Annotated in this window: 27 protein-coding genes; 16 read left to right on the top strand and 11 right to left on the bottom strand. The window is 30.1% G+C overall.

What is annotated here, in order from left to right:
• Positions 1 to 66: 66 nt before the first annotated feature.
• Positions 67 to 972: a metal ABC transporter substrate-binding protein gene (locus tag ACJDT4_RS06555; RefSeq protein WP_406786742.1), complete on the bottom strand. Its 906-nt coding sequence runs from the start codon at positions 970 to 972 to the stop codon at positions 67 to 69.
• A gap of 170 nt (positions 973 to 1,142) precedes the next feature.
• Between ACJDT4_RS06555 and ACJDT4_RS06550 the strand changes: the two genes are divergently transcribed.
• The 4 genes from ACJDT4_RS06550 (at position 1,143) to ACJDT4_RS06535 (ending at position 3,715) form a co-directional block, all read left to right on the top strand.
• On the top strand, positions 1,143 to 2,096 hold the full coding sequence (locus ACJDT4_RS06550; protein WP_406786741.1) for a DMT family transporter: 954 nt from the start codon (positions 1,143 to 1,145) through the stop codon (positions 2,094 to 2,096).
• Positions 2,097 to 2,144: 48 nt separating this feature from the next.
• Positions 2,145 to 2,855, top strand: a complete 711-nt coding sequence (locus tag ACJDT4_RS06545) for an AzlC family ABC transporter permease (RefSeq protein ID WP_406786740.1) — start codon at positions 2,145 to 2,147, stop codon at positions 2,853 to 2,855.
• Positions 2,852 to 3,166 (top strand): AzlD domain-containing protein, encoded by a 315-nt coding sequence (locus ACJDT4_RS06540; RefSeq protein ID WP_406786739.1) that lies wholly within the window; start codon positions 2,852 to 2,854, stop codon positions 3,164 to 3,166. The genes ACJDT4_RS06545 and ACJDT4_RS06540 overlap by 4 nt, the downstream gene beginning before the upstream one ends.
• A gap of 138 nt (positions 3,167 to 3,304) precedes the next feature.
• A complete protein-coding gene (locus ACJDT4_RS06535; RefSeq protein ID WP_406786738.1) occupies positions 3,305 to 3,715 on the top strand; it encodes a YjdF family protein in 411 nt (136 codons plus the stop codon).
• A 92-nt stretch (positions 3,716 to 3,807) separates the two neighbouring features.
• Here the strand turns inward: ACJDT4_RS06535 and ACJDT4_RS06530 are convergent, their stop codons facing one another.
• The 4 genes from ACJDT4_RS06530 to ACJDT4_RS06515 form a co-directional block, all read right to left on the bottom strand.
• Positions 3,808 to 4,773: a serine/threonine-protein kinase gene (locus ACJDT4_RS06530; protein ID WP_406786737.1), complete on the bottom strand. Its 966-nt coding sequence runs from the start codon at positions 4,771 to 4,773 to the stop codon at positions 3,808 to 3,810.
• 141 nt (positions 4,774 to 4,914) lie between these two features.
• Positions 4,915 to 5,307, bottom strand: coding sequence for a P-II family nitrogen regulator (locus ACJDT4_RS06525; protein WP_406786736.1), 393 nt, complete (start codon positions 5,305 to 5,307; stop codon positions 4,915 to 4,917).
• A gap of 9 nt (positions 5,308 to 5,316) precedes the next feature.
• Positions 5,317 to 6,111 carry a PP2C family protein-serine/threonine phosphatase gene (locus tag ACJDT4_RS06520; protein ID WP_406786735.1) on the bottom strand — a complete coding sequence of 265 codons (795 nt, stop codon included), beginning with the start codon at positions 6,109 to 6,111 and terminating at the stop codon, positions 5,317 to 5,319.
• 71 nt (positions 6,112 to 6,182) lie between these two features.
• Positions 6,183 to 7,685, bottom strand: a complete 1,503-nt coding sequence (locus ACJDT4_RS06515) for an APC family permease (RefSeq protein WP_406786734.1) — start codon at positions 7,683 to 7,685, stop codon at positions 6,183 to 6,185.
• Between the two features lie 431 nt (positions 7,686 to 8,116).
• On the opposite strand from ACJDT4_RS06515, the gene ACJDT4_RS06510 reads away from it, so the two are divergent.
• Genes ACJDT4_RS06510 through ACJDT4_RS06500 form a run of 3 tightly spaced genes read left to right on the top strand, consistent with a single transcriptional unit; the run spans position 8,117 to position 10,657 of the window.
• Positions 8,117 to 9,535, top strand: a complete 1,419-nt coding sequence (locus tag ACJDT4_RS06510; RefSeq protein ID WP_406786733.1) for a sensor histidine kinase — start codon at positions 8,117 to 8,119, stop codon at positions 9,533 to 9,535.
• Positions 9,536 to 9,581: 46 nt separating this feature from the next.
• Positions 9,582 to 10,457, top strand: a complete 876-nt coding sequence (locus ACJDT4_RS06505; RefSeq protein ID WP_406786732.1) for an NAD(P)-dependent oxidoreductase — start codon at positions 9,582 to 9,584, stop codon at positions 10,455 to 10,457.
• Complete coding sequence (locus ACJDT4_RS06500) at positions 10,454 to 10,657, top strand: MATE family efflux transporter (RefSeq protein ID WP_406786759.1); 204 nt, start codon at positions 10,454 to 10,456, stop codon at positions 10,655 to 10,657. Before ACJDT4_RS06505 ends, ACJDT4_RS06500 begins: the two co-directional genes overlap by 4 nt.
• Before the next feature lie 224 nt (positions 10,658 to 10,881).
• Here ACJDT4_RS06500 and ACJDT4_RS06495 read toward each other — a convergent pair whose 3' ends face one another.
• The 4 genes from ACJDT4_RS06495 to ACJDT4_RS06480 all read right to left on the bottom strand — a co-directional run bounded on the left by ACJDT4_RS06495 (position 10,882) and on the right by ACJDT4_RS06480 (position 13,669).
• Positions 10,882 to 11,403 (bottom strand): amidase domain-containing protein, encoded by a 522-nt coding sequence (locus tag ACJDT4_RS06495; protein ID WP_406786731.1) that lies wholly within the window; start codon positions 11,401 to 11,403, stop codon positions 10,882 to 10,884.
• 104 nt (positions 11,404 to 11,507) lie between these two features.
• Positions 11,508 to 11,660 carry a FeoB-associated Cys-rich membrane protein gene (locus tag ACJDT4_RS06490; protein WP_406786730.1) on the bottom strand — a complete coding sequence of 51 codons (153 nt, stop codon included), beginning with the start codon at positions 11,658 to 11,660 and terminating at the stop codon, positions 11,508 to 11,510.
• A 19-nt stretch (positions 11,661 to 11,679) separates the two neighbouring features.
• Positions 11,680 to 13,443 (bottom strand): ferrous iron transport protein B, encoded by a 1,764-nt coding sequence (feoB, locus tag ACJDT4_RS06485; RefSeq protein ID WP_406786729.1) that lies wholly within the window; start codon positions 13,441 to 13,443, stop codon positions 11,680 to 11,682.
• A gap of 1 nt (position 13,444) precedes the next feature.
• A complete protein-coding gene (locus tag ACJDT4_RS06480) occupies positions 13,445 to 13,669 on the bottom strand; it encodes a FeoA family protein (protein WP_406786728.1) in 225 nt (74 codons plus the stop codon).
• 885 nt (positions 13,670 to 14,554) lie between these two features.
• Between ACJDT4_RS06480 and ACJDT4_RS06475 the strand changes: the two genes are divergently transcribed.
• The gene (locus tag ACJDT4_RS06475; RefSeq protein WP_406786727.1) at positions 14,555 to 15,004 is read left to right on the top strand and encodes a methylglyoxal synthase; all 450 of its coding nucleotides are present in this window, start codon (positions 14,555 to 14,557) and stop codon (positions 15,002 to 15,004) included.
• A gap of 56 nt (positions 15,005 to 15,060) precedes the next feature.
• On the opposite strand, the gene ACJDT4_RS06470 is transcribed toward ACJDT4_RS06475, so the two are convergent.
• Entirely contained in the window at positions 15,061 to 16,023 is a 963-nt protein-coding gene (locus ACJDT4_RS06470; protein ID WP_406786726.1) for a polysaccharide deacetylase family protein, read from the bottom strand.
• Between the two features lie 297 nt (positions 16,024 to 16,320).
• On the opposite strand from ACJDT4_RS06470, the gene ACJDT4_RS06465 reads away from it, so the two are divergent.
• From ACJDT4_RS06465 to ACJDT4_RS06455, 3 genes are all read left to right on the top strand, one after another.
• A complete protein-coding gene (locus tag ACJDT4_RS06465) occupies positions 16,321 to 16,518 on the top strand; it encodes an alpha/beta-type small acid-soluble spore protein (protein WP_406786725.1) in 198 nt (65 codons plus the stop codon).
• 179 nt (positions 16,519 to 16,697) lie between these two features.
• Positions 16,698 to 17,663 carry a glycosyltransferase family 2 protein gene (locus tag ACJDT4_RS06460; protein ID WP_406786724.1) on the top strand — a complete coding sequence of 322 codons (966 nt, stop codon included), beginning with the start codon at positions 16,698 to 16,700 and terminating at the stop codon, positions 17,661 to 17,663.
• Positions 17,641 to 19,011: a hypothetical protein gene (locus tag ACJDT4_RS06455; protein WP_406786723.1), complete on the top strand. Its 1,371-nt coding sequence runs from the start codon at positions 17,641 to 17,643 to the stop codon at positions 19,009 to 19,011. The genes ACJDT4_RS06460 and ACJDT4_RS06455 overlap by 23 nt, the downstream gene beginning before the upstream one ends.
• Positions 19,012 to 19,108: 97 nt before the next feature.
• Here the strand turns inward: ACJDT4_RS06455 and ACJDT4_RS06450 are convergent, their stop codons facing one another.
• Entirely contained in the window at positions 19,109 to 19,384 is a 276-nt protein-coding gene (locus ACJDT4_RS06450) for a hypothetical protein (RefSeq protein WP_406786722.1), read from the bottom strand.
• A gap of 208 nt (positions 19,385 to 19,592) precedes the next feature.
• Between ACJDT4_RS06450 and ACJDT4_RS06445 the strand changes: the two genes are divergently transcribed.
• The 5 genes from ACJDT4_RS06445 to ACJDT4_RS06425 all read left to right on the top strand — a co-directional run bounded on the left by ACJDT4_RS06445 (position 19,593) and on the right by ACJDT4_RS06425 (position 24,973).
• Positions 19,593 to 20,234 (top strand): lactate utilization protein, encoded by a 642-nt coding sequence (locus ACJDT4_RS06445; RefSeq protein ID WP_406786721.1) that lies wholly within the window; start codon positions 19,593 to 19,595, stop codon positions 20,232 to 20,234.
• Positions 20,235 to 20,610: 376 nt separating this feature from the next.
• Entirely contained in the window at positions 20,611 to 21,261 is a 651-nt protein-coding gene (locus ACJDT4_RS06440) for an MtnX-like HAD-IB family phosphatase (protein WP_406786720.1), read from the top strand.
• 5 nt (positions 21,262 to 21,266) lie between these two features.
• The gene (locus ACJDT4_RS06435; RefSeq protein WP_406786719.1) at positions 21,267 to 22,328 is read left to right on the top strand and encodes an iron-containing alcohol dehydrogenase family protein; all 1,062 of its coding nucleotides are present in this window, start codon (positions 21,267 to 21,269) and stop codon (positions 22,326 to 22,328) included.
• 180 nt (positions 22,329 to 22,508) lie between these two features.
• A complete protein-coding gene (locus tag ACJDT4_RS06430) occupies positions 22,509 to 22,895 on the top strand; it encodes a hypothetical protein (RefSeq protein WP_406786718.1) in 387 nt (128 codons plus the stop codon).
• A 134-nt stretch (positions 22,896 to 23,029) separates the two neighbouring features.
• Entirely contained in the window at positions 23,030 to 24,973 is a 1,944-nt protein-coding gene (locus tag ACJDT4_RS06425; protein WP_406786717.1) for a DNA gyrase/topoisomerase IV subunit B, read from the top strand.
• The last annotated feature ends 91 nt before the right edge of the window (positions 24,974 to 25,064 follow it).

Genomic DNA, 25,064 nt, shown 5'->3' with positions numbered 1-25,064 from the left:
CCTAAATTTCGTAGGAACGAAGGGATTTTTTTAATGCAATGAAGCATTGCTACTTAGCATAACTTTTTATTTTAAGCTATCATAAATCATTTCTAAATTTGCTTTCATAGCTTCAATATAATTTTTTCCGTCTTCTTTACTTTCAATAGTATATATTTTTTCTACTTTGGCTCCAACTTCTTTTGCAAGCGTATTAGAAACCTTTGGACTTACCATATCTTCTACAAATACCGTTTTAACTTTGTTTTTTTTGCAAAAATCTGTCAACTCAGAAAGTCTTCTAGTGCTTGGTTCTCCTTCTGCAAAAACATCTTCTACACTTTGTTGATTTAAACTAAAATCTCTACAAAGGTATGCAAAAGCTGCATGACCTGTAACAAAATTTTTATTTTTTGTAGTTTTGAATTTTTCACTATAACTATTGTAAAGTTCGTCTAGCTGATTTTTGAAAGTGTTATAGTTTTTTTCATAAAAAGATTTATTTTTTGAATCGGCTTTAACGAAGGCATTTTTTATGTTCTTGGCTTCTACTTCAGCACCTTTTAGGCTAATCCATAAATGGGGGTCATACTCACCATGGTCTTTTATTTCATCTGAATTGGTATTTTTAATTATATGGGCTCCTTTTGAAGCTTCCACAATAATAAGTTTTCTATTATCTATTGCTTTTAAAGTCTTAGATGTCCATGATTCCATACCAAGACCATTGTATATGAACACATTTGCATCTACAAGTGCCTCAATATCTCTTGTTTTAGGTTCAAAGTCATGAGGTTCTGTTCCATTTGGTGTCATATTTATTATATTTATTTTATCCTTTCCTATGGCATAAGCAAATTCTTTCATTGCATTAAAAGAAACTACTACTTTTATCTTTCCGCTTGAAGAATCTTTTGAGCTGCTGTTCATGCAAGAAGTAAGCGAAAAAAGCATACATATAGATATAAATAAAATTAAACATTTTTTATACATTAAATCACTCCTAAAAAAATAGCTGCAAATAATTTGCAGTCACAATAATATATGATTAAGGAAAATTTGTCAATAAGATTTTAAAATGTAAAATAAAAAAATATAAATCTAACTACTCTTTTGTAATATTTTATGATAGTATATTAATTGGTTTGGATAGGGGGGATATAATGCTAGAAAGACAGCCGAAAGTGCTTCCATATGTAACTGCTGTAGTATCTTCAGTTATATTTGGATTAAGTTTTTTATTTACTAAAAGAGCTTTAAGGGTAAGTGCGCCTATAGAGCTTGTTGCCTTTAGATTTTTTACAGCCTTTTCAGTTATGACTGTACTCATAAAGGTTAAATTGATTAAGGTTGGCTTCAAAAATAAGCCAATAAAATGGTTAGGTATACTGGCCTTTTTTGAACCGGTAATGTATTTTATATTTGAAACCTATGGCGTCAAAAACACATCCTCATCCATTAGTGGGCTTATGATAGCCTTAATACCTATAGCAGTAACTATACTTGCAGCGTATTTTTTGAAGGAAATTCCTTCTATAAAGAGGCTCATTTATATAATTATATCTGTTTCAGGTGTTGTGCTTATAGTGGTAATGGACAATTCAAATGCATCCAGCAGTTCGGTAACTGGTATACTTTTATTGATGGGTGCTGTTATTTCAGCAGGCTTTTTTAATATAATTTCAAGAAAAGTATCTAGAACATTTACACCAGTTGAAATAACTTATTTCATGATGGGTTTTGGAGCTTTAAGCTTTAATTTAATCTCAATTGCTATGCATGCTTTTAATGGAAATCTGCAAGAGTATTTTACTCCACTTTTAAGCAAAGTATTCATTGAATCTATAGTTTACTTAGGAATAATATCTTCTATTTGTGCTTATTTCTTAATTAATTTTAGTTTATCTAAGCTAGAGGCATCGACAACGTCTGTATTTTCTAATATATCTACTATAGTATCAATTTTAGCAGGGGTTATATTTTTAAATGAAAAATTTTATTATTATCATGTTATAGGTTCAATACTCATTTTAATAGGAGTAATAGGGGTAAATTTGCCTGAAAACAAAAAAGAGAAACAATTGGGGAAAGATTTCTCAGAAGGTGATTTTAAGTAAAAAGGCAATTTATAATATATAAATGTAATTTTAAAAGGGGGCAAATTTATGCTTGAGGAACAAAGAATTCATGTAAATAGTAATGAATTTCTTAAAGGAGTTAAAGATTGCATACCAACTTTGTTTGGGTATTTAAGTATTGGATTTGCTTGTGGGGTGGTAAGCAAATCCTGTGGTATGACTGTGCTAGAAACTGTAGCTATGAGTACCTTTATATATGCAGGTTCTGCACAATTTATTGCAGCAAGTATGATCCTTTCATCAGCATCTATTACGCAAACAATTTTGACTGTATTTTTAGTTAATTTAAGACATCTTCTTATGAGTGCAGCAATAGCACCTTATTTTAAAGATAATTCTCTTAAAAAGAATTTTACAGTAGGCATGCTTATGACGGATGAAACTTTTGCACTTGCATCATCTGAAGGCAATAATAAAAGCAATATAAGCTATAAATGGATGATTGGGGTAAATGTAACTGCATATTTAAATTGGATTGCTGCAACATTTGTTGGAGCATGTTTTAGTAGTTTAATATATGACTATAAGAAATTTGGATTAGATTTTGCACTTCCAGCAATGTTTATAGGACTTTTAGTGTCTAGTCTAAAGGATAATTCTGAAGTTAAAAAATCAGCTATTGTAGTAGCTTTCTCAGCAATTATATTTATTGTAGCTGTAAAATTTTTTTCTGCAAATACAGCAATAGTAATATCAGCAGTGCTTGGAGCTTTTATAGGAGGTGTTGTTAAAAAATGAGTATGCGTGTTTGGTACATAATAATTGGTGGAGCTATAGTTACCATTTTACCAAGGGTTCTCCCGGTAATGTTGATTTCTAAAATGAAGCTCAATAAAAAAGTTGAAATGTTTTTAAAGTACATTCCAATTTCAATTTTAACTGCACTTGTGCTTTCTTCCTTAGTAATATCAAATAATGAGTTTTCAATAAATGTGCCGGTTTTAATTGCAGCTGCTATAACATGTATTACAGCTGTTAAAAAAAATAATTTGTTACTTACTGTAATTGTTGGAGTTGTGTCTATGGCTGTTTTGAGAATGATTGTTTAAAGCAAAACTTTAATATATAATATGAATTAAGAGATAAAAACACAGTTTGGTTGGTAGTCCAAACACATTATGTATGTCAGTAACCTGCCCTCGAGGTTGTCCATTCTCTTGAAATTGAAAATAAGCGAGGGAATAAAAATGAATATTACTTTAAATGTATTTTACGAAAACCCATTTTGGGTGGGCATATTTGAAAAAAACTTTGGAAATAGTTTAGAAGTAGCCAGAATAGTATTTGGCAAGGAGCCAAAGGATGCAGAGGTATATGAATTTATACTAAAGCATTATAATTCAATTAAATTTAGTTCTCCTGTTAAAGAAGTTAATACTGGCAATAAAAGAATTAATCCTAAAAGACTTCAAAGAGAGATAAAAAAGCAAATCCAAAATTGTGGTGTAGGAACTAAATCGCAGAATGCATTAAAATTGGAGTATGAAAGCAGTAAAAAGCAAAGAAAAGAAATAGCTAAAGCAAAGAGAGAAGAAGAAGAGAAATTAAAATTCCAATTAAAGCAGCAGAAGAAAAAAGATAAAAAAAGAGGACATTAGTAAAAATGCAGGTTGTAATGACCTGTATTTTTGTTTTAAACTAAACCCATAAATATCATTAGTAAATCTTTTAGTGTATTTACGGGTTTAGTTTATTTTTTATAAATTATTATTACTATTATAATGGCAATTACAGCTAATATAGCTGCTATGATAGCAATCCAGCTTGTTTTTTTTGTGGATACAACTGAAGCTAAAGGGGGATCATTTTTATCAATCCAGCTTAAGTCAACTTTATCTGGATTTTTTAGGTCACTTATCATTTCAGCAGCAGAATTATATCTTTCCTCTTTACGTCTTCGCAAAGATCTTTTTATTACTGCCCATAATTCTGGTTTAACATCATTTCTAATGCTTGTTAATGGTTTAATATCTGATGTCATATGCTGATACATTGTAGTTAAGGGATTATCACCAGTAAATGGAGGATTTCCTGCTAGCATGTGATACATAACACATCCAACTGCGTATATATCGCTTTTAGCACCTCCGCGTTCACCTTTGATTTGTTCTGGAGACATGTATTCCGGTGTACCCATAAGGCCGGAAAAACCTCTGTAAGTTACTCTAGGGGCACCTTTAATACTAGCAATTCCAAAATCAATTATTTTTAAATGACCATCAGAACCAAGCATTAAATTTTCTGGTTTTATGTCTCTATGAAAAACACCATGCTCATGACAGCACTGCAATGCTTCTAATAGATTGGAAATTAATTTTATTGCTTCATTAACTTCAAAACGACCTTTTTCTTTTATTATTAAGTCCAATGATTTACCATCAACATAATTTATTACTAAATAGGGGGGATTACCTTCGGAATATGCAATAGCAACTGGCAAATCAGGATGTGTCATGATTTTGCCAATAGAAATCTCTCTTTTAAATCTTTCATATACTGCAGGATCACCTAATTGTGTTATGTCTGGAAATTTAAGAACAACCTTTTCATTTGTTTTTAAATCATCACATAAATAGGTGCTAGCAAATCCGCCTTTACCTAATAACTTTATAATTTTATATCTTTCGTCAAATACAGTACCTGTCTCAGGTATCATATATAGCACCCCCTTATATTTTGACACTGTCTGTTTAAATTTAAGAAATCAGACATAAGTCGGGCATAAAAACCTTGTATATAGAGAGAGGGTGTAAATCATATTTAAATTCATATGGACTAGTGTCCACCTTAGATATGACTACACTGCTTTTTCCCCAGTTTCTCCGGTGCGGATTCGGATGGCGTTGTTTACATGGTAGGTAAATATTTTGCCATCACCAACTTGACCTGTTCTTGCTGCTTTTATAATAGTATCAATGACTTTGTCCACTACATCGTCTGTAACCACCATTTCAAGCTTGGTTTTGGGCAAAAGTGTAATACTCAATTCATTATCCCAGGCTTCAAGTTCCATATCAATATGCCCTTTTTGTAATCCACAGCCAACGGCTTCTGTTACAGTTAGCCCCTTTATACCAATGCTGCCGAGAGCATCCTTTACTTCTTTTATTTTATTTGGACGTAAAATACATTCTACTTTTGTCATATCAAACACCACCTTTTTATATACTATATCAAATAAAAAATTCAAAGTCGATATTTATTTTATATTTTTTACCTTTACTGTCATAATTGTCATATTGTCATAACCGCCTCGATTATTACTCTCATTAATTATTTTCTTTAAACCAACATTAGAGATATCTTTAGTTAGAAATGTTTTTAATTCATCTAAAGTTAAATGTTCTAATATACCGTCTGTTATTAAACAAAATATATCGTTAACCATAATGCGTCCTGAATAGAAATCTGCGGGCATTATTGGTTGATCACCTAGAGCTTTAAGAATAATATGACGATTAGGATGAACTCTTGCTTCTTCTGCTGAAATAAGTCCTAGCCTTAACAATTTTCCAACAAGGCTGTGATCTTTTGTTAATTGCAGCATTTTATTAGAACGAAGTAAAAAAATTTTTGAATCACCTATATGGCTAATAAAAAATTTATCTTGTTTTATTAGCAATGCGCTTAAGGTGCACTTCATATTTCTCATAGAAGTGTTACTACTTGCAAGATCATATACATGCATAGCTGTATTTTGAAAAGCACTTTTTAAGCGATCTGGTACTTTTGATGAATGCATGCCAAAATAATATTCTTGAAGGAGTACATTTACCGCTTCTGCGCTTGCAACTTCACCGGCCGAGTTTCCACCAACACCGTCAGAAATAATAAAAAGGCTTCCTAAATCGCGAAGTATGGACTTATCATTTGGTATATGGTATTTATGATAATCCTCATTATTATCCCTAACCTTTCCCATATCAGTACAACTTTGTACTAGGAAAGGGTCTGAATTTATATCTCTTTTTGATTTCATAATCAAATTATGCATTATATCACCTCCAGTATAAAAGCAAAGAGATACTCTTGTAAAGGCATTTAAAGAGTATCCTTTAAAACAAATTATTCAGTTACAATAATAGAACGACCTTGCTTTCTACTATTAAGAACAAAATAAATTGCTCCAATAGCTAACCATACAATTGTTGCTATAATTGCCGCTATAGCAGATACTTGAGTAGAGCCACCACCTGAAATACCTAAATAGAAAATTGCAATAAGCATGCCTATATTTGATATGAAACCAAGTATTGGAATTATAATATTAGTTAAGAAATTACGTTTTTTACTGTGGGCAAATGCTACTAATGCTACTAAATTTGTCATTCCATATAAAATAAATGTTCCTATATTTGATATTAATGTGACAGCAGTTAAATTTGTTACTGAAATAGCGCCAATAGCTCCTATAACAGCTGATACTATAGTGATTATCCATACTGCAGCACGTGGTGTTGAATACTTTGGATGCAGTGCTCCCATAACTGATGGAACCTCATTATCCTTTGCCATAGCATAAGTTATTCTTACGCCAGTATTCATACAAGCAAGAGTACTTCCAAATACTGCTATAGCGACTGAAATTGCGACTATTATCATGAGCACAAAGCCAGAATTATTTAAAAGTGCATTACCTGCAATTTTAACCATATCTCCAATTGGTGCGCTTGATGCTGCAGCTGCATCAATTCCAGTTTTATTTCCTATCTTATATGAAGTGTTTAACCATGCAATTGCACCACTGTATTCAAATATATAAAATATTAGTCCTTGAATTACAAGGGATAAAATTACTCCTCTACTTACATGCTTTGGAGACTTTGCTTCACCAGCAAGCGCTGTAGCCGATTCAAAACCAACTAAAAGTAGCATTGAAATAGTTGCTTGAAATAATATATTTGAAAGATTATGAGGCATTATTACAGAAGAGAAACTTTTATGGATAAATTCAACATGCTGTGGATTAATTACTCTATATATAATTGCAAGTATAGTAGTGAACACAAGTGTAACAATTTGAATAACATTAATTACTATGCTGGATAAAGTTGAACCATTTATACCTCTATATGCAACTGCTCCAGTTAATCCAGCAAATATAACTGCTATTAAAGCCTGACCGGCAACTGGAATATTTATTCCAAACTCACTGAAAATATAAGTTATCAAGGTAGCCATCATTGCAACTAATACACCTGGGTAAACCCAATAGTATATATGAGCAAACCATCCTATAATATATTTACCAATTCTTGACAAGTAGGATAGTTTTGAAGGATCGTTTCTAAGAGCACGACCAGCAAAGTAGTAAGAACTTCCAGTTCCAGCTTCAGGATATAATTCTGAAAGCTTAGAATAAGAAATAGCAGTTAAAAATGCTAAAATAAGTGCTAAAACAAGTCCTGAAAATATATCCATAGCTGTAGTTTTACCTGAGCTGTTTACTTGAGCTGCTTGCATTTGAAAGGTAAGCCACAAGAATGCTCCTGGAGCTATTAAAGCCATAGCATTCATTGTAACACCTGTTAAATTTAATGTTTTTTTGAGTTCTGTGTTTTCTGACATAATGTCACGCCCCTTTTTTAAATATTTTATTAATTTTTGGTGGTTTATTTATGAAATTAAGGATTAATTACTATATAATTTACAAAATTTATAATTACTACTATAAAATATATATTACCACTTTTATAAAAAATGCAATAAAAATTTGCAATATATCAAAATTAAAATGTATTTATTTATTAATTGTTATAAAAACATATAAAAATTAACAACAAAACATATGAAAATGAATATTTAACATTAATACTTATAAAACATAGCTATAGTTTTAAATGATATCACTAAAGATAAACCATCTTGAAACTTAAGGCTGTAAATATATAATTTATTCTTTGCTACAGGATTTTTGAATATTATATCGAATATTTACATTGAAAGTTGTAAATTAGTTTTTTAAAACTTTTATGTAATTAAGTATTGGAGGAAATAGTATGGAAAATATCGAACAGGATATTGATGTTGATTCTATTGAAATTAAGGATATAATAGATATTAGCCTGCTTCAAAAATTTCAAGATAATTTTGCCGAAAGCATGAATATGGCATGTGTAACCGTAGATAGAAATGGAGTGCCAGTGACAAAACCAACTGCATATACTAAGTTTTGTGAATATTTTATTCATTCAACAAATAAAGGCGATAAAGAATGTGCTAATGCACATAAATATGGAGGAGAGAGAGCAACTGAAATGGGCAAACCATGCATATATAAGTGTCATGCAGGACTTATTGATTTTGCAGCACCCATATTGATTGACGGAAAACAAATAGGTACAATTTTAGGCGGACAAATCTTAGAGCACAAGTTTGAAAAATCAGATTTGGAAGAAAAGGCTAGAAAACTAGGCATAGATGGAAATGGATTTTTTAAGGCAGCTGAAGAAGTTAAAATAATTGATAATAAAAGTGTTAAGGCTGCTGTTGATTTATTATTTATGTTTGCAAACTTTTTATCTAAAATAGGATATGAAGAATTGCAATTGAGGCAGATGTCTAAAAGACTAAAAAATGAAATTTTACAAAGAGACACTCTTTTAAAGGAAGCAAATGAATATAATGCTCTTAAAACAAGATTATTTTCAACGATTTCACACGAATTAAAGACACCAATAAATATAATATATAGCGCTATTCAATTGCTTGAAAATATGTATACCAGTGACGAAAAGTCAAATAAAATGGATTTGTTTCTTAAATATTCTGGAGTGATGAAACAAAACTGTTATAGACTTATAAGGCTTATTAACAATTATATTGATATTAATAAAATCGGGCTTGGGTTTTATAAGCTTGAAGAGAAAAATGGTAATATAGTAAATACTATTGAAGATATTACCATGTCTGTTGTAGAGTATGCAAAGTTGAAGGATATTAAAGTTATTTTTGATACAGATGTTGAAGAAAAAATTATGGCATATGATTCTGAAAAAATTGAAAGAATAATGCTTAATTTACTATCTAATGCAATTAAATTTACTGATATGGGTGGAAACATAAAAGTTAGTATTCACGATAATGAAAAATTTGTAATTATATCGGTAAAGGACAATGGCTCAGGTATTCCAGAAGATATGTTAGAGAAAATATTTGATGTATTTATACAAGTAGATGATTCTATTAGAAGAAATGTAGAGGGAAGTGGTATAGGGTTATCTTTAGTAAAGTCTTTTGTAGAAATGCATGGAGGGAATATTACAGTTGAAAGTAAGCTTCAAGGTGGAAGTGAATTTTTAATAAATCTGCCTGTTAAAATCATAGATGAAGATCCAAATATCAATAAAGATAAAGGAAAACTAATGGATATGGATAATAAAGAGGTAAAGATTGAGCTTTCAGATATATATCTATAAAATGTTGTTTAAGAAGGTTACAATTATATAAAAGGAGAGTGAGCAAATGAACAAAGAAAAAGCTACAGTAGGATTCATAGGAACTGGTGTTATGGGGAAAAGTATGGCTCTAAATATTTTAAAAAATGATTATAGGGTTTTTGTACATAATAGAACAAAATCACGAGCAGATGAACTTATTGAAATGGGCGCAGAGTGGAAGGATACACCACGTGATTTAGCATTGCAATCTGATATTGTTATAACTATGGTTGGATATCCAAAGGACGTTGAGGATATATATTTTGGTGACAATGGAATTATAAATAATGTAAAATCCGGTGGATATATAATTGATATGACGACTTCAAAGCCATCCCTTGCAAAGAAAATATATAAGGAGGCAAAGAAAAAAGGGGTTTATGCACTTGATGCACCGGTTTCTGGAGGAGATGTTGGTGCTAAAAATGCAGCTCTTTGCATTATGGTTGGCGGGGAAGAGGAGGTATTTAAAAAGATGATACCTCTATTTGAGACTATGGGAAGTAATATTGTTTGGGAAGGTGAAGCGGGTTCAGGGCAGCATACAAAAATGTGCAATCAGATAGCTATAGCTTCTAACATGATGGGAGTATGTGAAGCAATGGTTTATGCTAAAAAAGCTGGACTTAATGAAGAGAAAGTTTTAAATACTATAAAAACTGGTGCAGCAGGAAGCTGGTCCTTAAGCAATTTAGCACCGAGAATGATAAAGGGAGATTTTGCACCTGGTTTTTATGTAAAACATTTTATTAAAGATATGAAGATTGCCTTATCAGAAGCTGAGAACATGGGGCTTGAAACTCCGGGACTAAAATTAGCTAAATCACTATATGATAAACTTGCAGAAGACAACAAGGAAGATTATGGAACCCAAGTTCTATATAAACTTTTGGATAAATAGATATTTATTATATAGAGTACTTAAATACTATAACAAAGTCTGTAGGTAATTTTATAAATATACCCGGAAATTCCCTTTGTATTGCTGCTACTGCAGCGGTAGGACAATATATGGGAAAGGGCGATGAAGATGGCGCGGGTAAATGTCTTTCATATATAACTAAGTTGTCAACTTTTCTTCTTATAATAGTTGGTATGTAGATATTTAGAATAACCCTTGGATATTTGCTTGGAACGTTTTTAAAGATAAACCACTCTGAAACTTGAAATTTATTTATACCAAAATGCCGTCTTATTGGCATTATGGTGCACATGAATTTCAATAGTTGAAGCGGTTTATCTATAATTTAAATGTTCTACATAAGTAAAGCCTATATGTTAAGATGCATTTGATATTGGCGGCAACCAGAACATAGTTATTTTATTTACACAATAATCTTTACATAATGATATTTTTGGGCTTTCCATGAGTTTTTATAATAAATATTCACAGCTTCAGGCGTATGCTGAGATACTAATGGAACTCCGCTCATAATGGAAGTTATTATTGTAGAATGAAAAATTTTTTTGTTATTATCCTCATAAAAAATTAAATCACCTAATTCAAGGTCTTTTACATTTGAAATTTCTAATCCCTTGGTATAAGGAGAATTTATTTCTTCATTATTTCTTAAATAGTAGTATAAAGAATGAGCTACTGCCCAAGATACAGACCAGGTATCATCCATTACATTGTTTGGATTTTTAATATTATACCACCAACTCCAGCTGGTTCCATAATTCATTTTAGCACCACCAGCTAGAAGGCATTGAGATATAAAATTAGTACAATCTCCACCATTATCACCTATTAGTTGAAAATACCTATACTTAGGGTTTGGGGTTAGAGCATAGGTTAAAGCATAGGAAACAGCTTCAAATCTTAAGTATTTGTTTTGTCTTAGCATTACATATCTCCTAAAAGTGTTTATAGTAAAGTATATGAATGTTTATAAAAAAATGATATAAAAAGTGGATTATTCTTTGTGCCATAGAATAATCCACTTTTTTATTACTTTTGAAAATTTTTATTGCAGCAGGACTTTGTCTTTGATGAACAACAACTGCAGTTGCACGAACCTTTTGCACTCTTTTTCATATTTTTTATGAATATGAACAAAGCAGATAAAACTATTAAAGCTGTTATTATTAATTCAAATATCATTTAAAATCACCTCAATTAATTAAAATATTAAAATACCTATATTGTATACTATAAATGCAGCTATCCATGCTACACAAATTTGATAAACTATTGTAAATGCCATCATATTAAAGCCATATTCTTTTTTTACTGTACCAAGTGCTGATATACACGGTGGATACAAAAGTGTAAATACTAAAAAGGAATATGCAGTAACTGGAGTGAACAGTACTGGAAGCATATTGGGCAAATGTGAACCATATAGAACTCCCATAGTGCTTACTACTACTTCCTTTGCTGCAAGTCCACTTAGAAGAGCAACTGAATTTTGCCATGTGCCAAATCCAAGTGGTATAAAAAATGCTACAAGAACATGTCCTATTTCAGCTAAAAAGCTATATTTAATATCTACAAAACCACTGGTACCAAAGTGAGATAAAAGCCAAATTATAACTGAAACAGAGAAAATTATAGTTCCAGCTTTTTTTAAAAATCCCTTTCCCTTCTCCCAAGTGTGAAAAAGTAAGTTTTTTAGCTCTGGAAATTTGTAATCAGGAAGCTCTATTATCAATGGTTCCTCACCTTTTTTAAATAATGTATTTTTAAAGGATTTTCCTACAATAAAAGCAATTATAATTCCAAACAAGTATAATGAACCTATAACTAATCCTTGATGCTTTGGAAATAATGCAGCTGTCAGTAGAGCATATACAGGAAGTTTAGCATTGCAAGACATAAAGGGAATAAGCAGTGCAGCCAGTTTTCTATCTTTTTCACTTTCAAGCGTTCTTGCAGACATTATTGCAGGTACTCCACAACCAAAACCCATTACCATTGGAATAAAAGCTTTACCGGATAGCCCCATTTTTCTCATTATTATATCCATAAGCAGTGCAGCTCTAGCCATATAACCGCTGTCTTCTAAAATTGATATGCAAAAGAATAAAGCTAAAATTATAGGAAGAAATACAATAACTGAGCCAACGCCTCCAATTATTCCATCTATTAAAAGTGAACTGAACCATGGACTTGTGGAGGAAAACAATAAGTGCAGTTTTGGAATAAGTGAATCATTTAAAAGTGTATCAGCTAAATCTTGAAGCGGACCACCAACCCACGAAAATGTAAATTTGAAAATTAGCCATATAATAATAAAAAATGCTGGATAGGCTAAAAATTTATTTAAAAGTATTTTATCAATTATTTCTGTATATGAGATTATAAATTTATTTGATTTGCTTACGCATTTATTTAAAACCGATTCAATGTATTTATAAGTCTCTTTTTCCGATAGAAAGTGATATTCATTATCATTATTTGAGGATGTAAAATCTTGGTTTAATAAAATTTCTTTGATTTCCTCTATGTTTTTATTTTTTGCTGCTATTATAGGTACAACTCTTACATTTAATTCATAGGATAGTTTATCAAAGTTTATGCTAAATCCTTTTTTATATGCTACATCTATCATATTTAAAACCAAAATTATTGGCTTTCTAAATTCTTTTAGTTGCATTGTAAGATATAAGTTTCTATCTAAATTAGATGCATCAACTATATTGATAATTACATCTACATTTTCATTTAGTAAAAAGTTTTTTGAAACTTTTTCCTCGTTAGAATAAGTATCCATAGCATATATTCCGGGTAAATCTACTATTTCAATAGAATTATTTAGAAAACCTTCTTTTTTTTCTACCGTTACACCCGCCCAATTACCTACGTATTGATCGGAACCGGTTAGGGCATTAAATAAAGTGGTTTTTCCAACATTCGGATTACCCATAAGTGCTGCTGTTATCATCTCAAGCCTCCTTTAAAAATATATTTTTGGCATCCTTTTTTCTAAGAGCAATATTAAAATCTCTAATGTGAATTATAATAGGGTCGCCTAAAGGGGCAGCAGTTTTTAACTTTACTTCCGTACCTTCTATAAATCCAAGAGCAAATAATCGCTTTGATAATTTTTTATCGCCTACTATATTTTTTATGATTCCTTTTTCCCCGCACTTTAGATCATATAAACTCATTCCAACACCTCCTAAATGAAAACAATTATCATTTACTAATTAAATATTATCATCAAACTAAAGAAATGTCAATAATCATACGCGGGGTTTGGGCGGAGCCCATTATCCTTCTATAACCCAAAAGAACCTCTCTTCAAGCAATAAATAAAAACTCAAAGTAATTACAAACTAAGATCGCGGGGTTTGGGCGGAGCCCATTATCCTTCTATAACCCAAAAGAACCTCTCTTCAAGCAATAAATAAAAACTCAAAGTAATTACAAACTAAGATCGCGGGGTTTGGTTTAATAAATATATAAGAGTAATACAAGTTAAAGAAGGATAATGGGATTACATCCCAAACCCCGCATATGATCGTTATCCTTCTATAACCCAAAAGAACCTCTCTTCAAGCAATAAATAAAAACTCAAAGTAATTACAAACTAAGATCGCGGGGTTTGGTTTAATAAATATATAAGAGTAATACAAGTTAAAGAAGGATAATGGGATTACATCCCAAACCCCGTATATGATTATTATCCTTCTAGAATGCCAAATAAGTGAGTTCTTAGTAATAAATAAAAGACTAAAGTAACTACTAATTAATTCTATGCACAGGCTTGTCTATTTATAATATGGACGTGCAAAATATTATATAGTGAAACTAGATCAACTATTGAAATTCATGTGAACCATAATGTCCAGGACGGCATTTTGATATAAATAAATTTTAAGTTTCAAGGTTGTTTATTTTTACTCATATTGTAAAAGGGAATTGCAAAAAAACTTGTGGCTATTTTTAACATACATTATGAAAGATATGATATAATAATGTCATATTTTAAGAGTTAGTATTACAAGATTAAAATATATAAAGAATTGTAGCAAAATATTGGGGGTAAGGTTATGAAAGAAAAAATAGGAAAGAAAAAAACAATTGCATTAATAGCACATGACAATAGAAAACAAGCATTAATTGAGTGGTCTAGGACAAATGCTGATGTTTTAGGTAAACATATTTTATGTGGAACAGGTACTACTGCTAAACTTATATCTGAAGGTACTGGATTGCAGGTGAAGGGTTTTAAAAGCGGTCCTATGGGGGGAGATGAACAAGTAGGGGCAAGCATCGTTGATGGTAAAATAGATATGATGATTTTCTTCTGGGATCCTCTTACAGCACAGCCTCATGATCCAGATGTAAAAGCTCTTCTTAGAATTTCTGTATTATATGATATTCCAGTTGCAATGAATCAATCTACAGCAGATTTTTTATTGAAGTCATCTCTTATTGAAAAAGAATATGAAAATCATGAAATTGACTATTATGATAGAATAAGAAAAGATAATTTTTAAATATAGTATAAAAAATAAATGTTCCTAAAAAATTTTAGGAACATTTATTTTTTATACTAATATAGTGTTTTAAATTCATATCCAGTTGATTTTAAATATTCTATTATCATAGGTAAAGCTTTTGCTGTTTCTTCTTTACCATATGTATCATGCATTAAAATAACTACCTTGCTTTTATTTGCTACTGTAGATTTAACATGTTCTAAAAGTTCGTCAGCATTTTTTCTTTTACCCTCAGCATCAAAATCATATGCATTCCAGTCAATGCTTACCATGTTTCTTTGAGCAAGAACATTTTTAAAACTCTGCAAATTAGGATCTTTATAATACACTCTAGACATATAGCCGCCAGGCATTCTAATAACTCTTGTAGAAAATGCTTGTCCTAAAATTCCTTTAAGTATATTAGATGTTTTATCTACTTCACTCATAAATTGGCTGATATTTAGCACGTTGTTTGGGTATAGTAATTTAAGATTATGAGAATAAGTATGATTTCCTATAGAATTACCTTCTTCAAAAATTCTTTTAACTAAGTTTTTTGAATTTGGATTTTGCTCTATAACTTGTCCTAATAAAAAAAACGTTGCATGTGCATTGTAAATCTTTAGAGTATTCAATATTTTTGGAGTTACAGTAGTTGAAGGGCCATCATCAAACGTTAAATAGGCAGTTTTTTTACCATCTTCTTTAAAAGCATCTTCAACTTTTACTCCATAGCTTGGAATGTTTTGCTTTCTAGCATCAGATAGTGACTGAGAAGCATTGCTAGTAGTCTTATTATAAGCTGCAACGCTTAAATTAATTTTTGAACTATCTACTTTTAGAGGATTCTTTCTTGGTGATGTAGCAATTTTTGAAGTAGAGGTTTTAATTTTTTGTGTGCTTGTAATTTTTGACTTATTATTTAATGATAATAATTGTGTAAAAATAAATAATGAAATTAGTGCTAATATGCATATAAACAGCGGAATGATTTTTTTTATGCCATTATGCTTTTTTATGCTATTGTTTAACATTTAACATTACCACCTTATTAAATATATTAATTTACGACTATAACTATAATTTATCACTAAATATAGAGTATTTGGTTACAAAAGAAATATTTTTTATTACAATATTGTTACACACATATCTAAGGAATATAGATAATAAAAAGATAGTTTAGAATAATATGTAAAAAAGTGTCGCAATTTCAACTATTGTAACAATTTTTATAGAATATTTACCTGGCAATTTGTGAAAACTTATATTGTAAATTTAAATTATGTTTTTAAATTTATAATATTATAAAATCATAGGAGGAATTAACCATGGCAAGAAGCAATAATAGAAAATTAGTACCAGAAGCTAAAGAAGGATTAGATAAATTTAAAATGGAGGCTGCTAGTGAAGTAGGTGTAAACTTAAAAAAAGGCTACAACGGAGATCTTACTTCAAGGGAAAATGGTTCTGTTGGCGGCCAAATGGTTAAAAAAATGGTTGAGAGTTACGAAAATGATTTAAAATAATTTAGTAAAGACCCGCATTTATATGCGGGTTTTTATTTTAAGCTCTGTAAAATTTATATTTAAAGTAAAATAAGTATTTTAGAAACATTTTGGAAACAACTTTGTTAAATTTGGTAAAAACATTATAATATAATAATTATGATGTGATTCTTAAATTTATAAAGACTGGAGAATTTAGAATGAATAATAAACTAGTATCTATTGTAGTGCCTATGTATTATGAAGAAGATGTTGCTAATGAATGTTACAAAAGATTAAAAAGTACCATGGAACGTAATTCAATAAAATACGAATTGATTTTTGTAGATGATGGAAGCAGGGATGATACTTTAAATATTCTTAGGAATATCGCTGCGTTAAATAATAAAGTTAAAGTAATTAGTTTTTCTAGAAATTTTGGACATCAAATAGCTGTAACTGCGGGAATAAATAAAGCTAAAGGTGATGCTGTTGTTATAATAGATGCAGATTTACAGGATCCGCCAGAATTAATTCCACAGATGATTAAGTTATGGGAAAAAGGATATGAGGTGGTTTATGGAAAGCGGGTCAAAAGAAAAGGAGAATCAGTATTTAAACTTTTAACAGCAAAGCTTTTTTACAGATTTTTAAATAATATGACCAGTATAGATATACCTTTGGATGTAGGTGATTTTAGACTCATAGATAGAAAAGTTGCCGACGTTTTTAGTACTATGAACGAAAATAATAGATTTGTAAGAGGGATGATGAGTTGGATAGGTTTTAGACAAATCCCTATAGAGTACGAGAGGCAAGAGAGGTTTGCAGGAAAAACTAAATATCCTTTGAAAAAAATGATTAAATTTGCGGAGGATGGAATAATCTCATTTTCTCCTAAACCCTTAAAATTAATTGGCTTTTTAAGTTTTTCATGTATTGGAATTTCAATTTTTATATTCTTATATATAATTATAATGAAATTTATATTTAAAAATAAAATACAAACATATCTACCAATTACTATGATTGTTACATTTTTTAGTGGAATTCAGCTTGGTGCCATGTGTTTATTAGGGGAATACATAAGCAGAATATATGATGAAAGCAAAAAAAGACCTTTATATATTATAAATGAAGAAATAAATATGGGAGATAGCAGCAATGAATGTAAATGCATTAATTAATAAATTGATAAATTTTTTTAAGGTAAATTTATTAAGTATTATAGGAATACTTATATTTGGATTAGGAGAAACAGAGTTAATTAAGGTTATGCAAATATATTCTTTAGGAAGGCGAGGAAAATTAGCTTTACTGATTTTATTTTTAATGCTTTTTTGTTTTGTAGTTCATTGGTATAAAACTATATGTAAAGAAACAAGTATGAAAATTATTTTTATGATTATTTTAGCATTAACTATATACATAAGAATAAGCATGTTTAAGTACATGTCTGGAGACTATATAGATTACTTAAAGGTTTGGATAGATAAAATGAGGCAATATCCGGGAGTGGAATCTTTGGGAAAGAATATTGGAAATTATAATCCGCCATACATGTATATACTTTTTATTATATCTAAATTCAAAATGCATTCGCTATATTTAATTAAATATGTTTCTACTGTTTTTGACTATTTAATTGCTATATATGTATTTAAGATGATTTCCAAATTTACAGGAGAAAAGTCACTTTTGCCGTTCATTTCATTTTTTGCATTTTTATGTTTGCCAACAGTTATACTGAACAGTGCTATGTGGGGGCAATGTGATAGTATATATGCTTCATTTTGCTTAATGGGTTTATATTATACTTTGAATAATAAAAAGTATCTTGGAATTATATTATTTTCTACAGCTTTTTGTTTTAAGCTTCAAAGTATTTTCATATTGCCAATAATATTGGTATTTATATTTAAAGGAGAGTATAATATTAAGCATTTAATTTTGTTTCCTATAACTTTTTTTATAGAACTGCTTCCAGATATATTGTGTGGAAGACCCTTAAATGAGGTTTTTATGATTTATTTTAATCAAGCAGATTACGTTAAAATTCTTTCAGCAAATAGTCCGAGTTTGTACTCTTTAGTTGATAATACAAGTAGTAATTATGAAGCATTATATTTACCTTCATTATTAGTTGCTGCTACTGTTATGTTGCTGTTTATTTGCTTAATATATCTCTTTAAAGATGCGTTAGAAAACAGAAAGTATATAGAAATTTGCTTTGTCTTAACACTTATAATACCATATTTGCTGCCTAAAATGCATGATAGATATTTTTATTTAGCAGAGGTATTTGCTTTATTATATGTGTGTCTCAATAAAAAGAAGTGGTATATATTACCTATGACTGTTGCGGCTTCACTTTTAGCATATAGAAATTATCTGTTTTTAGAAAGAGAAAGTTGCTTTGCATTAAGATTAGGTTCTACAATGCTTTTAATTGTGATTGTACTGACGTTTAAAGATGTAGTGTATGATGAGCTTATTTATGGGCACAGTGAAATCTCTAAGCATAAACGTATATAAAGTTTTTATTAAATAATTCTATATCTAAATATTGGATGAAAATATTTAGATATAGAATTTTTTGATTTAAGAAAATCAACTATTTAATTACATAGATTTAATAGTAATCATCATAGTAATCACTATAGTAGTCATCATAATCATCATAGTCATAGTCATGATCAAAATAATAAGGCATAAAGTAATAAGGATTATAAAAAGGTCTTCTTCTCCTTCTCCTCCTCCTTATAGGACGATGATGATATTGCCTAGATTGTGCTTCATCATTATCTAGAAATGGACAATAAAAGCAAGGATTGGAGTTTGCTTCATATTCATCTTTTTCATCAGTATGTTCGTTAGAAAGTTCAGAACTATCTCTATAGATTGACATTCAATTCCTCCAAAAATTTTATTCACAATAATTATGATATTCAATATATAAAAAATTGTTACATGAAAACATTAAAGTATATATGTGGATTTTTATTTTACATTAACTAAAATATGATATAATTATGGACAAGAGATTATAAATGAAATGTGTATTGGTAAAGATAAACCACATTGAAACTTGAAACTATAAATAGAGGAGAGATTTTATGGATAAGAATGTATTATGGAATATAGAACAAAGAGTTAAAACAACTATAGATAACCTAGAAAAAAACAATATGGAAGCCTATTTCGTAAAAAATGAAGAAGAAGTGTTGAGTAAAGTAAAAGAGTTCATAAATGAAGGAGAAACTGTTGCAGTCGGAGGATCAATGACACTTTTTGAAACTGGAATAATAGATTATTTAAGAAGCGGAAAATTTAATTTTCTTGATAGATATAAAGAGGGACTTACTCCAGATGAGATTAAGGAAATATTTAGAAAAGGTTTCTTTGCAGATTCATATTTGGTAAGTACAAATGCTTTGACAGAAAATGGTGAACTTTATAATGTTGACGGAAATGGTAACAGAGTTGCAGCAATGCTCTATGGACCAGATAAAGTTATTGTAATTGCAGGAATCAATAAGATTGTAAAGGATGTACATGAAGCTATAAACAGGAATAGAGAAATTTCTGCACCTGTAAATGCTAAAAGACTTAACAAGACAACACCATGTACTAAGGTTGGACACTGCATGGATTGTAAAAGCAGTGATAGGATATGTAACGAGTATACTTTAATAAGAAGACAAGGCAAAAAAGGAAGAATAAAAGTAATTATAGTGGGTAAAGACTTGGGGTATTAATTATGGAAAAAATAATTACGTATTTGCTAAAAGACGGAAATGTAAATTCTGATGATTATTATAAGGATATATTTAAATTCACAGATGAAGTTATGAAAAATACACAAGCAAAGTAGATGAATTCTTGAAAAAGGTATTATATAGGTTTGGCTATGCTGTGCATGAAGTCTTATGAGCGGCTTGTAAAAAAGAACACCTATATTTTTACTATACACCTATAAATAATATTAATAAAAATAGCGAATATTAAAGTGTATAGTGAAGCTATTAAAATTCATGTGCACTATAATGCCCGGAAGCTGGCATTTTGGTACAAATAAATTTTAAGTTTCAATGTGGTTTGTCTTTAAAAGGTTAGATTATGAGGAGCATAATTATGAAAAAATTTATATTTGTATCAGACTTTGATGGTACTCTTACGGAAAAAGACTTTTACAAGATTATAATGGAAGAATATTTAAAAGAAGATTGTAAAAAATTATATAATGACTGGATAAATAAAAAAATTAAGGACATTGACTATTTAGGCTATGTATTTAAAAACATAGGTAGAAATGAAGAGGAAATATTTGAAGATATAATGAAAATATCATTAGATCCATTTGCTAAGGAATTTATAGAAAACATAAAAGCAAATGGTGGAGATTTTGCTGTTGTAAGCGCAGGAACAAGTTATTATATAGACAGAATGTTTGAGAATAAGGGTATCAAGGATGTGAAGGTTTATTCCAATAAAGGTGTATTTAAAGCTAATGGAATACATTTTGAACTTGATAAAACAAATGAGTTTTATTCCGATATATACGGAATTGATAAGGGGAAGGTAGTAAAAAAATTAAAAGAGAGTTACGATTTTGTATTTTATGCAGGGGACAGTGAGCCAGATTTAAATGCAGCTCTTATAGCTGATGTAGTTTTTGCAAAGAGCAGTCTTCAAAAGCTTTTGGAGGAGAGAAATAAGAAGTATTTTCAATTTGAAAATTTTAAAGAAATATGGGATAAAGTTAAAGGTTATTTAAAGGGGTGAAGACATTGAAAAAATCAGATCATAGAATTTCAATACCATCTATACTTGAAGTTGGAAAAGGAAATTTAAAAAATATAGGAAGCATAATAAAAAAAGGTGAGTTTGAAAATGTAGCTATTTATTATGGGGATGGAATATATGAGCTATTTGGAAGTGAAATTGAAAATTCTATAAGTGAAGCTGGTATAAAGCTTGAGAATATGGGAGAAGTTAAAAATATAGACTTTGAGGAAATTGGTGTTAAGGCTTTTGAAATACCAAAAGAAGTTGACGCGCTTATAGCTGTAGGAGGAGGAAAGGCTATAGATGCAGTTAAATATATGAGCTTTTTAAAAAAGATGCCTTTTATAAGTGTTCCTACATCCACATCAAATGATGGTTTTTCAAGTACAGTAGCTTCTCTTACTTTAAAGGGTAAAAGAACTTCTTTTCCAGCAAAAACACCTTATGGAATAATAGTTGATATAGATGTTTTGAAAGGAGCACCAGAAAAGTTTATATACTCTGGAATAGGTGATTTAGTTTCCAACATAACAGCTCTTTATGACTGGAAATTTGAAGAAGATAATGGCAAAACCTATGTAGATGATTTTGCAGTTATGATATCAAAAAAATCCGTAAATAGCTTTGTAAGAACTGAATTTAAAGGTATAAAGGAAGATTTATTCTTGAAAGAACTTGTGGATTCATTAACTATGAACGGAATAGCCATGGAAATTGCAGGAAACAGCTCTCCAGCAAGTGGTTCTGAGCATTTAATATCACATGCTTTGGATAAGTTTTTAGATAAACCTCAGCTTCATGGAATACAAGTTGGAATTGCAACATATATAATGGCAAAGGTTCAAAATCATAGGTTTCAAAGAATTAAAAAAGTGCTTTCAGAGACTGGCTTTTTTGATTATACTAAAACTCTTGAACTTAAAAAAGAAGATTATAAAAAAGCTATTGATATGGCACCAAGTATAAAACCAGGAAGATATACTTATCTTCATGTAAAGGAAAATCGTGATATGGCAAAGAAAGTTATAGATGAAGATGAAATCTTATCTAAAATACTAAAATAGATGTTATAGATTGAAAACAGCTAAATTACAAATTATATATACACCATAATTCCTTGAAAGTGGTATTTTGGAACATAAATAGTTTAAGTTTCGCAGTGATCTAACTATAGAATACATTATTGGAAAGTTTAGTATCACTTGCATATAATATAACTATAAATATTTTGGGGAGATAGTTACATGGATAGCAGCGTAATTCTTATATTTTTTTATATACTGCTCGTCATGCTGGTTATAGGGTTAGGCTATATGTTTTATTTATCAAAAGAAAAGGATATTGAAATAAAAGAAGACTATTTTGGACTTAATTTCAGTGTATTTAATACCATAAAAAATGAAGAATATAATAAAGAAAATATAAAGACTATATTTAAGATAATAAAAGATAGCATAATGTATGTTGAAGATAATTATAAGTTTGATATTAACTTAAGAAAAGAAAACATTGCTCTTATGATTTCAAAGGATGAAATAAAAAAGTTAAAGCTCAAAAGTAAAATAGATGACGAAAGCATAAGAGCTATTATAAGGATTGGATGCGCATTTATGCTTTCAGATAAAAAATAAAAAAACTCTTTACGATTCTATAATAAACATATAAAATAAACAAGAGTAATGGAATTAATTTCATTACTTTATTTTTGCTATTTACATTATTGATTTTGATAGTTGAAGCAGTTTATATATTGGAGGAGAACATGATGAACAATGAAAATACTTATGATGTAACGTCACTAACATCTCTTGAAAAACTTGAACCTGTAAGAGTTAGGCCTGGAATGTATATAGGTTCTACTGGAAGCAAGGGATTGCATCATTGTATATGGGAAATATTAGATAATGCTATAGATGAGCTTACAAATGGTTTTGGGGATACAGCTTATGTAATATTGAATGAAGATAAAAGTGTTACTATTATAGATAATGGAAGAGGTATACCTACAGGTATTCATCCCATTAAGAAGAAATCTGGTGTGGAGATGGTTTATACAGAACTTCATACCGGAGGAAAATTTGATAATAAAAACTATAAAACTTCGGGAGGACTTCATGGTGTTGGAGCAGCAGTTGTAAACGCACTATCTGAGTGGGTAGAGGTTGAAGTAAGACAAGGTGGAGCTGTGTATAAGCAAAGATTTGAATATGCTTATGACAAGGCTTTAAAGAGAAAAATGCCAGGAACTCCTGTTACAAAGCTCGAAAAAGTTGGAAATACCAATGAAACTGGAACAAAGGTAACCTTTAAACCAGACAAAGAGATTTTTAGTACTATAGATTTCAAATTTGAAACTATTGATGAAAGACTTAAGGAGCTCGCATTTCAAAATAAAGGTATAACCTTAGTTTTTATAGATAAAAGAAAAGAAGAAGAAATAAGAAAAGAGTATCATTCAGAAAATGGACTTTTAGATTTTATAGAATATTTAAATGAGAGTAAAACACCTATTCACAAGGAACCGATTTTATTTGAAGGAGAAAGAGAAATTGCAGGATTAAAGCTCTATGCAGAAGTATGCATACAGTTTACAGATTCAACTACGGAGTATATTGCAAGCTATGTAAATAACATACCAACTACGGAGGCAGGTACTCATGAATCTGGATTTAAAGCCGGAATGACAAGAGCTTTTAAAGAATGGGCAAAGAAATTAGGAATTTTAAAGGAGAAAGACAAGGAATTTGAAGGCGATGATATAAGAGAAGGAATGACAGCAATAATAAAAATAAAGCTTACAAATCCTATTTTTGAGGGACAAACTAAAACAAAACTTGGAAATAGTGAAGCGTACACTATGATGAATGACCTTTCTTATACTAAACTTTGTGAGTGGATAGAGGATAACAAGGATTTAGCGTCTATGATTATGAAAAACGCAGTAGATGCAGCAGCGAGAAGAGATAGAATAAAGAAGATAAATGATGCTGAAAAGAAAAAAATAGGTAAAGGGGCAGCACCTCTTGCTGGAAAAATTGCCGTTTGTACTATAAAGGATCCGGAATTGTGCGAATTTATAATTGTGGAAGGGGATTCAGCAGGAGGTAGTGCAAAGCAGGCAAGAGATAGAAGGTTCCAAAGCGTAATGCCTTCAAAAGGGAAAATAATGAATACAGAAAAGCAGAAGCTTGAAAATGTGCTTGGAAGCGAAGAACTAAAAATATTTAATGCAGCTATAGGCACAGGAGTACTTGAAAATTATAAAGAAGAAGATCTAAGATACCATAAGATAATAATAATGAGTGATGCCGACGTAGATGGATATCACATAAGGACTTTATGGATGACGTATATATATAGATATATGAGGCATATAATATCAAATAATCACCTTTATATAGCACTTCCGCCTCTATACAAAGTGTACAAAAATGCAAAGGGTAAGGAGATTGTTAAATATGCTTATAGTGATGATGATCTTGCCGAGGCAAAAAAGGAAGTTGGAAAGGGAAGTCTCATACAAAGATATAAGGGACTTGGAGAAATGAATCCAGACCAGCTTTGGGAAACTACACTAAATCCAGAAACAAGGACACTTCAGCAAGTCACTATAGAGGATGCCGCAAAAGCTGAAAAAATGGTTTCACTTTTAATGGGTGACGTGGTTGAGCCAAGAAAAAACTATATGTATAAGTACGCTGAATTTTAATTAAAGAGTTATCGTACTAAAACTTAATTTATATATGTTTCAAAATAATATATTTAAGGCATTATGAGACATTTATAAATTAATAGTTGAA

This window comes from Clostridium neuense (genome assembly GCF_045310695.1).
Lineage (GTDB): Bacteria > Bacillota > Clostridia > Clostridiales > Clostridiaceae > Clostridium_S > Clostridium_S neuense.
The sequence above is the reverse complement of the archived record's forward strand: the minus strand, read 5'-3'. Positions and strand labels throughout refer to the sequence as shown.